Below are 14,588 nucleotides of genomic sequence, written 5' to 3' on the forward strand. Positions count from 1 at the left end.
ACGCTGCTTGTAGCTATTATTTCGCTAATAAGAATATTATTGCATCTCTTCTACCCAGCTCAAGACTGCTTCTGTCAATGCAAACTGACGAATATCATTGAGCATAGTGGTATCAAAATTATGAATAAAGGCAAATGACAATTGGCGCTCAGGGTCACACCAAGCAACCGAGCCGTTATACCCCATATGTCCAAACCCTGATAATGCAGGATCAACTTTCTTATCATTGTTGCTGTTATGACTGCATACGCTAAACAATCTATGATAGCCCAATCGCCACTGCATCGCTGCTGGCATGACAGCATCTAGTCCTGAGACTTGTGGTGTGGATAGCTGTTCAAAGGTTGTGCTATCAATAAGCGTCTTTCCTTGCCAAACGCCACCATTGGCTAGCATTGCGTAGATAGTTGCCAGCGCCTGAGCTGAAGCGACACCGTTCGCCGCTGGAATGACAGCTTGTAGCGTCTGACGATTATGATAATCAAGCGCTTGTTTGCCAGCAGGTATCAACGCTGCCTTATAGTTTTTTAGATTAAGCTGACTGGTATTGAAGTACAAACGACTGATATGAGCCGTGTCCAGTATCGGCAATTTATTTTGCTCACTGTCTTTACTCGGGTCTGTCACTTTGCTATCAACTAAGGATTGCTGCTGCCAGCAAGCATAACTGGGCAGGCTCGCATAAGTATGTAAAGTGCTTTGTGAGTCGGCTTTTAGCGTGGGTTTTTGACGTTTATTACGCAGTTGCGTGTTGTCTTCAGTGGATGCCACAAAGTTTTTGGCCAGTTTTGCCACCTGATCTACTTTACTATCTGGCACACCAAAATAGCAGCTGTCTGCAATGCCCAAAGGTGCTGTTAAATAACGGCGCAATGCCTCGGCTAATGACAGATGAGTGACCGCCTCTACGACGCCGCCCAATATCCAACCGTAGACCAATGCACTATAAGCGCTGTCATACGATGCTGCATCCTCAGGTTGTGTGATAGGCATGTCCGCAATATGGCTCAGCATGGTATGCCAATCAAGCACCATCTTACTATCGACATCGAGACTCTGAATCGAAAACAAATCAGCCTGATGAGACATGATTTGTCGCAAAGTAATTTGGTCCTTTCCGTTTGCAGCAAAGGCTGGCCAGTAATGTGCAATGGGTTCGTCATACTCAAGCAGCTGCTGCGAAACCAACACATGCACCAGCGTCGCCAACACCCCTTTACCCGTCGAAAAATTAATCGCTAAGCTATCGGGCCGCCATGACATATCTGGACGCGCCAAGCCCACACTCGCCTGAGCAATGCACTGACCTGCTTGATACACGGCCACAGCCCCGCCAGCAGGTGCATCATCAAGCTGTAAATCTGTCAGCAATTGCTGTAATTTGTTTTGAAAGTCAGCGTTTATAGATGTATTAGAATTTTCTATATTATGATCCATTATTATTACCTTACTCCAGTGATATGAATTATTCTATTTTTAAGATGATAGTAATACGTAAGCTATAGTCAAAGAAGTCTAAAACGGATACAAGCTAGCCGATTATAGATTGCACAAGGATTTCTTTGACTATAAAAAGTATTCGAACCAGTATAAATGAATGGTGAACCAATAAAAAAGGCCACCTATTGGTCGCCTTTTTTATTGTCACACCTGTTTATATTTTAACGTGGTACGAGCAATCGATTATGAACTTCTTGTTCGAGACTGGTCAGACCGTGGCTATGCCCACGCGCCATAGCCGTATCCATCTTACGCCCGCGCAACCATCCTGCCCGTAGAGCCATAGCAGCCCCCACTCTGTTGCCCGACCCACAGTGCATGGCGATTTTTTTGCCATGGTACTGACGCAATATATTATCAAATGCCAATATTTTGAGCTGCTTTAACTCTTTAGCACCGCTGATTGGCAGATGTTCATAATACATACCTGCTCGCTCAACTGCTGCCGACTCATCAAAGCTCAATTCATCATCAGGCTGCAAATTGATGACCAGCTCAATGCCAGCTTTCGCTAAGGCGACGACTTTTTCGTCATCTAACGCACCGCATACAATGGTGTTTGCATCTGGACGAAAATAAGGCTCAAAGATAGATACCAAATCAATGCCATTGTCAGCATCACGGTCAGCGTTGCTATCATTAGCAGCGATGGTATCAGTCTCTACTGAGCCATCCGTTTGATTGGTGTTTGTTGCATTTTTTTGTGAAGTCATTTCTTGTGAAGTCATAATGATAAATATGTTCGTTAAATATGGCTATTAATATAGACGTTTTATGACGCTGTATGCTACTTGCTGTCACGCTTTAGTGTCACAACACCAGACAGATGCGGCTTGTTGTTTTTAGAGCTATACAGTCCAAACTCACAAGTATCGTCTGTATTTGTCAGCTGTGCGACTGGCTCAGCGATCAGCTCTACTTCAGCTGGCAAAAAGATAGGCAGTTTGAATGCGACATCAATGGTATAAGCATCAGGCAGATCACCCATCAGAGCAAGACTCTTGGCTTTTGACCACATACCATGTGCAATCGCTTTCGGAAAACCAAACGCACGCGCTGATAATGGATGTAAATGAATCAGATTAAAATCACCTGATACAAAGGCATAACGACGACCGATGTCTTCAGGCACTTCAAAAATACTATGAACACCTTCTTCATGTACGTCTGGCTTGACCAAAACTGGACGCGGTGTACCTTTTTTATCTTTGCTACTGCTGGCTTTTTTGCTGCGTGATAAGTAAGTCGATGTTCCTTCCCAAATCACTTCGTCTTCCGACTTTACGATAGTCACAAAGTCAAACTGCTGACCTTGAGCATGATCGCGCAGGTTATCAAAAGTGACTGACATGGCTACCGTCTCGCGCTCTCCGATTGGGCGGTACTGAGTGACGCTATTATCGACGTGAACAAGACCTAGCATAGCAAATGGAAATGGCTCTTTGACCATCATGTTCATCTGCAACGTTTGTGACAATACCGAAAAGTAAGTCGCTGGGACTTTACCATCATCTGCAAAGCCGCAAATTTTGCGATAGTCATTTAGGTTTTCTTGATCGATATGCAAGTCATCTACGTAATAAGTAGATTGCGGCAATTGGTCTCTACTGACCTTGCCACCATTACCAATAGGCAATAAGCTTTTGACAATATTGGCATAGGTGGTGTGCGCCTTTGGCAACGCATCATAATGTTTGTCTGACATAAATAAATCCTAAGTGTGGCTTAAACAAGTTCTGTAACGTATATAAAGACATTTTGGCGTCATTGACTAAAGCCTACTATTAAATCATCTAATAAGCATTATATTTAGTCAACCTCATGAGTATTTCTAATAGCAAAAAATAGTTTGGCGGTTGGTTCTTGTGTTTTTATCATAAAAAAGCCACCCTTGGGCAGCTTTATTATAATTTATTAGCGATTATTTCGTAAGCATATGTGATACCAATCAGAAATAATAGCTCGTATCATACAACTACTGTCTCTATCTGCACCTTACTTCTCACACATACCTATTAATTAATCAACATTATGCACCAAGTAAGCTTTGACCACAGACGCGAACCGTGTTGCCATTTAGACCGCCAGACGCAGGTGAAGCGAACCATGCGATGGTCTCAGCCACATCTACTGGTAAGCCACCTTGGCTCATCGAGTTCATGCGGCGACCCGCTTCACGAATAGCAAATGGAATGGCTTCGGTCATTTGTGTTTCGATGAAACCAGGAGCGACTGCATTGATCGTCATGCCTTTAGCGTTGTCTTCTAATTGCTTGGCAGTTGCGTTAACCAAACCAATCACACCTGCTTTCGACGTGGCATAGTTGGTTTGACCCATGTTGCCTGCAATACCTGAGATTGACGACACACATACGATACGTGCGTTTTCTTTGAGTACGTCATTGTCCAACAAGTAACGGTTCAATCTAGCGATACTGCCCAAGTTGATATCGATGACCATATTCCACTTTTTCTCATCCATCTTAGCCAACGTCTTATCACGAGTCACGCCAGCATTATGGATAATTGAATCGAGGCCGCCACGTTTTTGGGCAGCGTCAGCGATTTCTGCACCAGCATCTTCGCTAGTGATATCTACCGTCAAAGCAGAGCCACTGATTTCATTAGCGACTTTCTGTAGGTCAGCTTGCTGCTGCGGTACATCAAGACAGATAACATGCGCCCCTTCGCGAGCCAATACACGAGCGATGGCTTCGCCAATACCGCGACTTGCGCCAGTTACTAGCATAGTCTTGCCACCTAAAGGCTGATTCCAATCAACATCGACTGAGCTGCCCTTACTGACGCGCACCACTTGTCCTGACACATAAGCTGAACGTGCTGAGGTAAAAAAGCGTAAGGTCGAATCTAGGTTTTGTTCTGCACCTTCTTCAACATAAATCAGCTGCGCTGTGATACCGCGCTTAAATTCTTTACCCACTGATTTTACAAAGCCTTCAAGCGAACGCTGAGCCATTGCAAATTCGATATCAGTGATGTTTTCTGGCGTGCGACCAACCACAACCACACGGCCTGATTTTTCTACGCGGCGTGCAACCGTGTGGAAAAATTCATAAAGCTCTTTTAACTGTTCAGCATTGCTGATATTACTGGCATCAAAAAGCAGTACTTTGAATTGATCATCGCTGCCCGTGTTGGCTTTTGCCTCTACGCCTGCATCGGCAAGGGCGTCTTTGATGTCATCACTGCTGTTTACATATACTTCAGCATGAACGTCTGACAGGATACGCGCAACAGACTCACTAACGCTCTTATCATCGCCAGTGGCACGGCCAACCAACACACTACCACGGACCAAACGCTCGCCGCTTTCAAAACGATCAAGCGTTGTTGGCATCGGTAAGCCTAAGTTTTTTGCTACTTTTTTGCCAATAGAAGACTGAACAAAATCACCATAACGGTCTGACATAATATATTCCCTATAAATAATGAATGAATGGTTCGAATAATAGTAAACGAAAAATATAATGTGCCTATTATATAGATACATCAACATTGTAATTATTGATATTTAGTAAATTGCCTCAAAACTAGCCTAACTATACACTTCCCTTATAAACAAGTCCAAAAACAGGTAATGTCTACAACAATCTGTAAACAAGTCAGTATACAAGCCAGTCGTTTTTAGCAGCATTAAAAGCCACTATAACATGCTAAAATCCGACCTATAAGTTATGGCACATTTGATTATCGATAACAATATATTATCAAACGTACGGTGATGCAATGCTACTATTTTTTACTAGTCAGTCTATCAAAATCCTGAGTTATAGTTATGAATCTACTACTGACCTTATATAAGCGTCACATAGTTTGCCAAAGATATACATTAAGTGGGCAAAAACGCCTTATGATAAACAACAGTATCGCGTAATAAATGATAATATTTGCTTGTATAAAATAACTTAACCATTTCACTTCTTTCTTCCAACCATACTTTTTAAGGATAATATTATGATTAATAAAAACAATCACCCTGATAGCCCTGTTGTCGAAAGTACTGTTGTTAAAGCGACTGATACAAAAGCGGACAATACGCAAAAAGAAACCGCTGCAAAAAACACGGCTGCTAAAGATAATAATGTTAAAGAAACGGCGAACGAAAAAGCGGTCGATAATAAAGTAGAAACCACTGCGGCTAAAACGCCCACCCCTACTGCTAAAAAAGTCAGCAAAACCAAACCAGCTTCAACTCTAAATCGCGTGGCAATCTTAGGTGGTAATCGTATCCCATTTGCTCGTTCAAACGGCTCATACGCTGACGTTAGCAACACAGATATGCTAACGGCTGCATTAGACGGCTTGGTTGAGCGCTATAACCTACAAGACGAGACATTAGGTGAAGTCGTGTCTGGTGCAGTCATGAAGCTGAGCCGTGATATCAACCTAACTCGTGAAGCGACATTGAACACAGCACTAAACCCACACACGCCAACTTATGATATCTCACAAGCTTGCGGTACTGGCTTGCAGGCGACATTTGCTTCTGCTAACAAGATCGCGCTTGGTCTGATTGATTCAGCCATCACTGGCGGTGTAGATACGACGTCTGATGCGCCTATCGCGATTGGCGATGGTCTGCGTAAAGTACTTATCAAACTTGGCGCAGCAAAAGACAACAAGCAGCGCCTAAAAGCCCTGATGGGTCTAAATCCAAAAGACCTGATTGATTCACCACAAAACGGTGAGCCACGTACTGGCCTATCAATGGGCGATCATCAGGCGATCACCGCACTTGAGTGGAATATCAGTCGCGAAGCACAAGATGAGCTTGCCTTTAATAGCCATCAAAACCTAGCGCGTGCTTATGATGAAGGTTTCTTTGACGATTTGATCACACCGTATAAAGGTCTGACTCGTGACAATAACTTGCGTCCAGATACCACTTTAGAAAAACTGGCTAAGTTAAAGCCTGTATTTGGCAAAAAGAACGCCAACCCAACGATGACTGCTGCCAACTCTACACCGCTCACTGACGGGGCGTCTTGTATACTACTAGGTACTGATGAGTGGGCAAAAGAGCACGGCCTAAAACCACTTGCTTATATCGTTCATCAAGAAACTGCAGCGGTAGATTTCATCGGTAAGTCTGGCACAACTGAAGGCCTATTAATGGCACCAGCTTATGCTGTGCCACGTATGCTTGAGCGTGCGGGCTTGACACTACAAGACTTTGACTTTTATGAAATTCATGAAGCCTTTGCTTCACAAGTGTTATCAACACTCGCCGCTTGGGAAAATGAAAAATTCTGTGAAGAGCGTTTAGGGTTAGATGCACCTCTAGGATCAATCGATCGTAGCAAATTAAACGTCAATGGGTCATCACTCGCGGCAGGTCATCCATTTGCTGCCACTGGTGGTCGCATTCTAGCCACTGCGGCTAAACTGCTGGATCAAAAAGGCTCAGGTCGTGCACTAATCTCTATCTGTGCCGCAGGCGGTCAAGGTGTGACTTGTATTCTAGAAAAATAATCTTGATTACTTTTAAATTAAGAAGAAATGCTGATTGATTATTTTAATCAGCACCCATCTATCAATAAAAAATGCCCTTTAATTTATTTAAAGGGCATTTTTTATTAGCCGTATTTTGTTATTATAAAAATGATCTAGATAACAGCCTCTCAAAAAAGCCGATACGCCAAACAAAGGTAATATTTATGGGTAAGACAAAAAATTTATTGAAAAAAATGAGGCAAATCATTTTTGGCTCTGAAGCATTGGTAATAACAGAACCGCGCACAACAACTGATTTTCAATCCCTAGTGACCAAGGAGCACTTAGATCAGTATAATCGTGAGCAAACCATTCTTTCTGAACGTATCGAAAAAGAAGTGCTTGATGATGAGCTGCGACGAAAAATGCATCAAGATTTAATCGATACTTATGATGAAGAATTAGAAAATGAAGTAGATGACTATGCACGCGACTTTCGTTTTAATGGGCGTGAGATGAGCGAGCAAGAAAAACTGGATCGACGTACCTACTTTCATGAATTGGTACGATTACAGCGAGAGCTGATAAAACTACAAGATTGGGTGGTTGATCGTGGTGAGCGTATCGTCGTTATCTTTGAAGGGCGGGATTCTGCTGGCAAAGGTGGCGCCATTAAACGCATTACTCAGCGCTTAAATCCAAGAGTTTGCCGTGTCGCAGCCTTACCTGCCCCCACTGAACGCGAGCAAACACAATGGTATTTTCAACGCTATGTCGCCCATTTGCCAGCAGCGGGTGAGATCGTATTGTTTGACCGTAGTTGGTACAACCGCGGCGGTGTTGAGCGAGTCATGGGCTTTTGCACAGATGCACAGTATGAAGAGTTCTTTCAGTCGGTGCCAGATTTTGAGCGTATGCTCGTACGATCAGGCATTCGCTTAGTAAAATATTGGTTTTCCATTACCGATGATGAGCAACATGCACGCTTTATGAGTCGGATATATGACCCTCTCAAGCAGTGGAAACTCTCACCAATGGATCTACAATCACGCCGCCGCTGGGAAGATTATACCAAAGCAAAAGAGACCATGTTTGAACGCACTCATATCCCTGAAGCACCGTGGTGGGTCGTAGAAGGCAACAATAAAAAGCGCGCAAGGCTAAACTGCATTGCCCATTTACTCGAACAAATCCCCTATAAAGAAGTGCCTCGTGACGAAGTAGAGTTGCCCAATCGCAAACGCGATGATGAATATTACCGAGAACCCATCCCAAATGACATGTATGTACCGCCTCGCTATTAGCCCCTACTTATATACGACCTAAGTGATTTTGGCATTCATATGCAGCCTTATAATATTATAAGGCTGCTTTTTTAGCGAGTGGGTTAAAAAAAGCGATGCGTGCAATCGATCAGAAAAAATACCAACCCAAAAAACGCTACATGGTATAAGTTGATTGTAAGCTATCAATTTTCCCAGCCAACAATCGCTCAACTTCGTTTTTGATTCTTAGACCAGCGACATCACTGCCAATTTGCACAGCGAAACCTGCTGGTCGACTGCCTTGAGTTTTAGCATTGATCCAAACGATCTTTCCGTTCATCGGTAGGCGTTCGCTTGAGTTAGGTAACGTAACGGCAATGAACACTTCATCACCCAATTTTTGAGGCTGATTGGAGGGTACAAATAAAGCGCCATTACTTACGAAAGACAAATAGCTGGCATACAACGTTTCAATATTTTCCATATGACAGGTTAAAATCCCGCCACGTCCTGGCATTGCCATAGTCAGCTTCCTTTATCAATTGGGTCTAATGTATTTTTATGAATTACTGAGAGTATATAAATAAAGTCGATTGCAAATTGCCAAGCTCTCATTAAACGTGATCTCACCGCTTTATAAGCATGCCAATTCCTGCATTAGCTTATCATAAGCAAATTTTTCTTGCACATTTTGTTGTAGGGCAACTTTGGTCTGCTGCATACTATTGGCAAATGCCTCTAATCCACTATCCGTGGGTTGATAAGAGGCTAGTATCGTGGATAGATTGACGTCTTTTTGTAATTCATCAAGTCCTAAACAGACACGGCGTATGTCAAGAAGCATCAGCTCAGACAGCTGTATAAATTCTTTAATGCCCAATTGGTTTTGCCAATAATCACTGGCTGCCACACTACTGCGCTTACCGCTACGTAGCGCCTGCCATGTCGTCAGCCATAAGGCGCGCTTGCTATACCATGGTGCCTGTGCCATGGCTATAGCCGCCAGTGGTGCACCATTTGCCAGCTGTATCAGCTGTTCAATCGCCGTTTTAGCAACGGCTTCACGATTGATGGTATGACCGAGTGCATACGTCACATAATCGACCGCTACAGTGGGCTCGATAGTCTGTAATGCCAACTGCTGTACGCGGCTTTTAATGGTTGGCAGTAGCTGTGCTGGCGTATCACTAATCAAAAACAGATGTACTTGCGCTTGCGGCTCTTCCAATGTTTTAAGCAGTGCATTGGCAGCAGCAATAGTCATTTTCTCCGCATGATCTAACACACAGATACGCATCCCTTGCCCGCCTTGATAAATAAAAGGTTGCAGGGCACGAATGTCATCAATTTTGATTTTAAGGGCGCTATGACTGGCTGCTTTGCTGGATTTTTTGTCTTTTGCGCTGCTGCTTGGTTTTTCCTTAAGGCTATCACTCTCTGCACTGACTGGCATACTGACCAGTGGTAATACTTGCAAGCTTGGATGAGTTCCCGACTTGAGCCACTGACAGCTCTCACACGCACTACAAGCGCCCAGTGGGTTTGTGCTACGCTCACGGCATAATAGCCAAGCGACCAATCGCCAGACAAAAGCGCGTTTGCCCATACCTTGCATACCAGCAGCGAGCAGCGCATGCGGCAAAGACTGCTGTGTTAATACACGTTTGGTCAATTGTAACCACAACGCCTGCTGCCATGGCAGTAATGGGGCAAAATACATACGGTCGGTGTTATCTAGTGCGTCCATACTTCCTGTCAAATCATTCATGGTTATGGCTCTATCACGTTTTTTAGGTACTTAGGATGCAGCACGATAACGATGCTCTGAAATTGTACACAACTTCGCTCAGACTATGATTCAGTAGAATGTTGAAAGTTATCTAAACTCATCGCGTTTAAGCGGTCTAAATCTTCTTGTGTGTCGACTCCAGCCGGTAATTGACAGGCAGCTTCTGCGATTGCGATATGCTCACCATTTTCTAAAACCCTTAACTGCTCTAGGCTTTCGAGTATCTCAAGTGGCGTTTGTGGCCAGTTTACGAACTGCTGCAATAGACTGACACGATAAGCATATAAACCCAAGTGACGATAAGCATTTTTTGGTGTTGGTCTTTGGTTATCACTCGCCAACACGACATCACGATCACAAGGAATGGGCGCACGGCTAAAATAAAGCGCACGCTGTAAGTCGTGAGCATATTGGCTGACCACTTTTACCACTGATGGTCGTTGGAATGTCTCGTAGTCATCGATAGGCTCACAGAGTGTGGCCATCACGCTATCTTTGTCCGCTACCAAAAGTGCCTGCACTTGCTCTAGTAATAAAGGTGGCACAAGGGGCTCATCCCCTTGCATATTTACCACAATGTCATGGTCAGCCCAGCCTTTAATAGCGGCAACTTCTGCCAAGCGATCAGTACCAGAAGCATGTTCGCTACTGGTCATAACGACATCAAAGCCCGCATCACTACATACCTTTGCAATTTGCTCATCATCAGTCGCAATACACATATCGTCAGCAAAGTTCGCTGTCTGCGCCTTTTCGGCCACCCAAAGTATCATTGGCTTACCATGAATACTCAGCAATGGCTTACCAGGTAGCCGTGTACTCTTAAAACGTGCAGGAATCACGATATGGGTTTTGGCAGGGGTGGCGACAAACGACATGGTGTATTCCTATGAAAATTATACGGCGATTTAAAATATTAGCGGCTATCTATAAATTAGGGTGTGTCCTCATTTTAAAAATGGTGATAAAAATGAGATAAATTGCAGTCAAACAAGGAAAATAGCGCAGATAATATCGGGATATTAACCAGCTATTTAACGATGTTTGGCAAAATTTAGCCATTTTTAGCCCGTTTAGATATGATCAATTGAATTGAGGACACGCCCTAGGCTGTCGTACTTATATCATGGTCGATACGAATCCCTAACGCCTGTAGCTGCTCATCTAGATTATCATAACAGTTATCGGATAATATGGCGGTCACTGGCAACACCCACAACCTGCTTACGAGTTCTGCATACTCATCATTTAATGCTTGCGCCGCAATATGCTCTGACAACAACGCGCTTATTTTTACCGCATCTTTACTGGTCACAACAATAGGACAATCGCGATATTGCAAAAGTTCAGCCAAGCTAAAATCATAGTGATCAGGATAAGGGTGCCCGATAACCTCAAAGCCAATAGACTCTAACGTATCAAAAAAACGCTGCGGATAGCCGATACCACTAACAGCATGAATTTGGCTGTTATTAGCAGGCTTGACATTGTTTGGTTGAGGCGCAAGTGATGTAGGACTCCATAGACGCTGCAATTCATCAGCTTGCAAATGCATGGTCAAACGTTCAAGACTTTGAGTTAAATTTGTATCTGGCTTTTCATGATAAATAACATTGGCACCCTCTAATCGTGACACTGGCTCTCGCAAAAAACCCGTTGGCAGTAGTTGCTCATTGCCAAACCCACGAGCGGCATCCACCACAATCCATTCGATATCACGTTGTAGTGCATAGTGCTGCAAACCATCATCCGCAATAATCAATTGCAAATCAGGCTCAACATTTAATAAAGCAGTAATCGCTTGCTGACGATTGGGGCACACTGTCATCGCAGCACCCGTCATATGAGCAATCAAGCATGGCTCATCTCCTACCACGTGGGGTAAACTGGTCGTGCTAACCAATGCGGGCATTTGGCTCGTATCACCGCCATATCCGCGACTAATCACCCCTACTTTTATGCCTTTTTTTTGCAGATAAGTGACCAAAGCTATAATCAACGGCGTCTTACCGCTACCGCCCACACTAATATTACCAATGACCATCACTGGAATAGGTGCTCGATAGCTTGATAATAGGCCAATCTTATAAGCTTGACGACGCAGCATCGTCATTAGCCCATATAACCAGCTAATGGGTAGTAATAGCCACAGCCAAGCCGCCTTACGTTGCCATGCATCGGTTATTGTCGTCTCAATGCTCATTAATAACGATCACTTATCTTATTGGTTCATGGCTGCTTAAAAGCTGGCTGACAACTCTATAAAATGACTACTCAAAATCTCGAGCATACATTTGCGCATAGTGGCCTTGCAGCTGCATTAGCGCATCATGCGTTCCTAACTCAACAATCTGGCCGCCATCCATCACCGCAATACGGTCAGCTGACTCGATAGTCGTCAATCGATGTGCAATCACCAATGTCGTACGGTCTTTCATAACGTTGTCGAGCGCTTGCTGAATGTAATACTCAGACTCATTGTCAAGGGCACTGGTGGCCTCATCTAAGATTAGAATCGGTGCATCTTTTAATAGCGCACGAGCAATCGATAATCGCTGACGCTGTCCGCCAGACAATTGCAATCCTTCAGCACCGATTTCACTTTGATAGCCGTTTGGCATTTTCATAATAAAATCATGAGCAAAAGCTTCTTTCGCTGCTCGCTCAACTTCAGCTTGAGTCTTATTCGCCAGACTTCCATAAGCAATATTGTTGAATACCGTGGTATTGAACAGTACAACTTGCTGGTTCACCATCGCGATTTGGGCGCGCAAACTCTCTAATTTAATATCTTCGATTGGTATGCCATCTAATGTAATCTGCCCTGAGGTCGTGGTGAGCGTACGTGTCAATAAGTTGACCAAAGAGGATTTTCCCGCGCCACTTCGTCCGACCAACGCTACTGTTTCGCCTGCTCGGATATCCAAACTAAAATCACGTAAAGCGATGGTTGAGTCAGGATAGGTTAAACCGACATTATTCAGATTGACCTCACCTGATAAAGAAGGGCTTTGTATGCCTGTATCAACTTCTTCAGTCTCATCAATTAACGCAAAAATCGACTCACCAGCGGCAATGCCTCTTTGTAGCTTTTGGTTGACATCAGTGAGCGAGCGTACTGGTTTGCTGAGCAAGCCAGCGGCGGCAATATAAGATATGAATTCGCCCGCTGTGATATTGTCAATTATCGATGGCTGTAGTGCTAGCCATACTACTACAGACATGGCCATCGCCATCAATAGCTGTACGGCTGGGGTGTTAATACTATTGGTAACCACGATTTTCATACCTTGACGCAAGTTCTTTTTCGATACTTCGTCGAAACGGTGTGCCTCATAAGGTTGACCACCATAGTTTTTTACCACTTGATAGCCACCAACCACCTCGTTGGTTATGTGACTAACACCGCCCATGGTTTCTTGGATACCTTTGGAAAGTTTGATATATCGTTTGGAAGCCACTCTAACCAACCATAAAATGGGCGGCAAGACTAAAAATAAAATCAAGGTCAATCGCCAATTGGTATAAAGTAAAAACCCAATTAACGCTACAACGGTCAAACCATCACGCACTAAGGTTTTCATTGAATCGGTACTGGCCGCTGTTACCTGCTCTACATCAAAAATAAGCTTCGATGAGATCGTTCCAGAGGAGTTGGCCAAATAAAAAGAGCTTGGTAAACGCAATAATTTATTAAAGACTTCCACCCGTAGCTCATAAACCAAGTTACGTGAGACCAAAGCAGAGTAGTAATTACCTAAAAAGCTACCGACACCCCGTACAAAGAATAGGGCAATAATTAAAAGTGGAAATAAAGCTTGTTTACTACGGTCATCTTGGTTAATCGCATCGGTGATGTATTGCAATAGTTTGGCAATCCAAATCTCTGTTGCCGCATTGATTGCAAACCCTAATACAACTAACAATAAGGCCCACCAATAAGGCTTCAGGTAGCTTAGCAGACGTAATAATGTATTGAGTTTGGGTGGTGAAGATGACTGTACATTATTGGATGCTTTATTTTTTTTAGAATGGCTCATAAAAGCCTCAATTTGGATATCATGATATGAATGAGCTGTGTTTATCACACAGTTTTATGATGGTAAGAATACACATATTATTGTGGCAAAGTTTGACCAAGTGGCACAACCGTACTGATGTTTAAGTTCAAAAATCCAAGCTTTCCAGCGATATCCATCACTCGTACCACAGATTGATGGGTAGCATTGGCGTCCGCTGCAATGACAAACAACATATCGCGATTACTACCCGCCTCTTGTTGTAGCATACTGGTCAACTCTGCCTCATTACTACTGGCAAGCGTAATACCATTGACCAAGTAACTGCCATCTTCTTGTACCGCCACTTCAATACTGTTTTTTTGTTCAGTTAATGCGACACCTTCAGCTTCAGGCAGAATGATATTTAAGCGACTAAAATGATTAAATGACGTTGCTAGCAGCAAAAATATGATCAAAAATAGCAAACAGTCAATCATTGGGGTTAGATTAATTTCGAGCGGCTCAACAGTCGGTTTTCTAAAGCGCATATCACTCTCTTTAATTTACTTAATACTCATG

Annotated in this window: 12 protein-coding genes; 2 read left to right on the forward strand and 10 right to left on the reverse strand. The window is 43.5% G+C overall.

All coding sequences use genetic code 11. From position 1 onward, the window contains the following. Positions 1 to 36: 36 nt before the first annotated feature. The 4 genes from QL982_RS02160 to QL982_RS02175 form a co-directional block, all read right to left on the reverse strand. Positions 37 to 1,437 carry a serine hydrolase domain-containing protein gene (locus tag QL982_RS02160; protein WP_290163021.1) on the reverse strand — a complete coding sequence of 467 codons (1,401 nt, stop codon included), beginning with the start codon at positions 1,435 to 1,437 and terminating at the stop codon, positions 37 to 39. 224 nt (positions 1,438 to 1,661) lie between these two features. Beyond that, positions 1,662 to 2,213, reverse strand: coding sequence for a sulfur transferase domain-containing protein (locus QL982_RS02165; protein ID WP_290163019.1), 552 nt, complete (start codon positions 2,211 to 2,213; stop codon positions 1,662 to 1,664). A gap of 74 nt (positions 2,214 to 2,287) precedes the next feature. Continuing rightward, positions 2,288 to 3,205, reverse strand: a complete 918-nt coding sequence (locus QL982_RS02170; protein ID WP_290163016.1) for a MaoC/PaaZ C-terminal domain-containing protein — start codon at positions 3,203 to 3,205, stop codon at positions 2,288 to 2,290. A 324-nt stretch (positions 3,206 to 3,529) separates the two neighbouring features. After that, complete coding sequence (locus tag QL982_RS02175) at positions 3,530 to 4,930, reverse strand: 3-oxoacyl-ACP reductase (protein ID WP_290163015.1); 1,401 nt, start codon at positions 4,928 to 4,930, stop codon at positions 3,530 to 3,532. 545 nt (positions 4,931 to 5,475) lie between these two features. On the opposite strand from QL982_RS02175, the gene QL982_RS02180 reads away from it, so the two are divergent. Both QL982_RS02180 and ppk2 read left to right on the forward strand, forming a co-directional pair. Further along, positions 5,476 to 6,993 carry an acetyl-CoA C-acetyltransferase gene (locus QL982_RS02180; RefSeq protein WP_290163013.1) on the forward strand — a complete coding sequence of 506 codons (1,518 nt, stop codon included), beginning with the start codon at positions 5,476 to 5,478 and terminating at the stop codon, positions 6,991 to 6,993. 185 nt (positions 6,994 to 7,178) lie between these two features. After that, the gene (gene ppk2, locus QL982_RS02185) at positions 7,179 to 8,258 is read left to right on the forward strand and encodes a polyphosphate kinase 2 (protein WP_290163011.1); all 1,080 of its coding nucleotides are present in this window, start codon (positions 7,179 to 7,181) and stop codon (positions 8,256 to 8,258) included. Positions 8,259 to 8,394: 136 nt separating this feature from the next. Here ppk2 and QL982_RS02190 read toward each other — a convergent pair whose 3' ends face one another. The 6 genes from QL982_RS02190 to QL982_RS02215 form a co-directional block, all read right to left on the reverse strand. Beyond that, the gene (locus tag QL982_RS02190; protein ID WP_290163009.1) at positions 8,395 to 8,742 is read right to left on the reverse strand and encodes a PilZ domain-containing protein; all 348 of its coding nucleotides are present in this window, start codon (positions 8,740 to 8,742) and stop codon (positions 8,395 to 8,397) included. Between the two features lie 111 nt (positions 8,743 to 8,853). Further along, positions 8,854 to 9,987, reverse strand: a complete 1,134-nt coding sequence (locus QL982_RS02195) for a DNA polymerase III subunit delta' (protein ID WP_290163007.1) — start codon at positions 9,985 to 9,987, stop codon at positions 8,854 to 8,856. 83 nt (positions 9,988 to 10,070) lie between these two features. After that, positions 10,071 to 10,886: a 3-deoxy-manno-octulosonate cytidylyltransferase gene (gene kdsB, locus QL982_RS02200; protein WP_290163005.1), complete on the reverse strand. Its 816-nt coding sequence runs from the start codon at positions 10,884 to 10,886 to the stop codon at positions 10,071 to 10,073. A gap of 227 nt (positions 10,887 to 11,113) precedes the next feature. Further along, a complete protein-coding gene (lpxK, locus tag QL982_RS02205; protein WP_290163003.1) occupies positions 11,114 to 12,211 on the reverse strand; it encodes a tetraacyldisaccharide 4'-kinase in 1,098 nt (365 codons plus the stop codon). A 67-nt stretch (positions 12,212 to 12,278) separates the two neighbouring features. Then, positions 12,279 to 14,048, reverse strand: coding sequence for a lipid A export permease/ATP-binding protein MsbA (msbA, locus tag QL982_RS02210; protein WP_290163001.1), 1,770 nt, complete (start codon positions 14,046 to 14,048; stop codon positions 12,279 to 12,281). A gap of 77 nt (positions 14,049 to 14,125) precedes the next feature. Next, a complete protein-coding gene (locus QL982_RS02215; RefSeq protein ID WP_290162999.1) occupies positions 14,126 to 14,557 on the reverse strand; it encodes a biopolymer transporter ExbD in 432 nt (143 codons plus the stop codon). Between the last annotated feature and the right edge of the window lie 31 nt (positions 14,558 to 14,588).

The sequence above is a fragment of the Psychrobacter sp. 5A.1 genome, from assembly GCF_030407455.1.
GTDB lineage: Bacteria > Pseudomonadota > Gammaproteobacteria > Pseudomonadales > Moraxellaceae > Psychrobacter.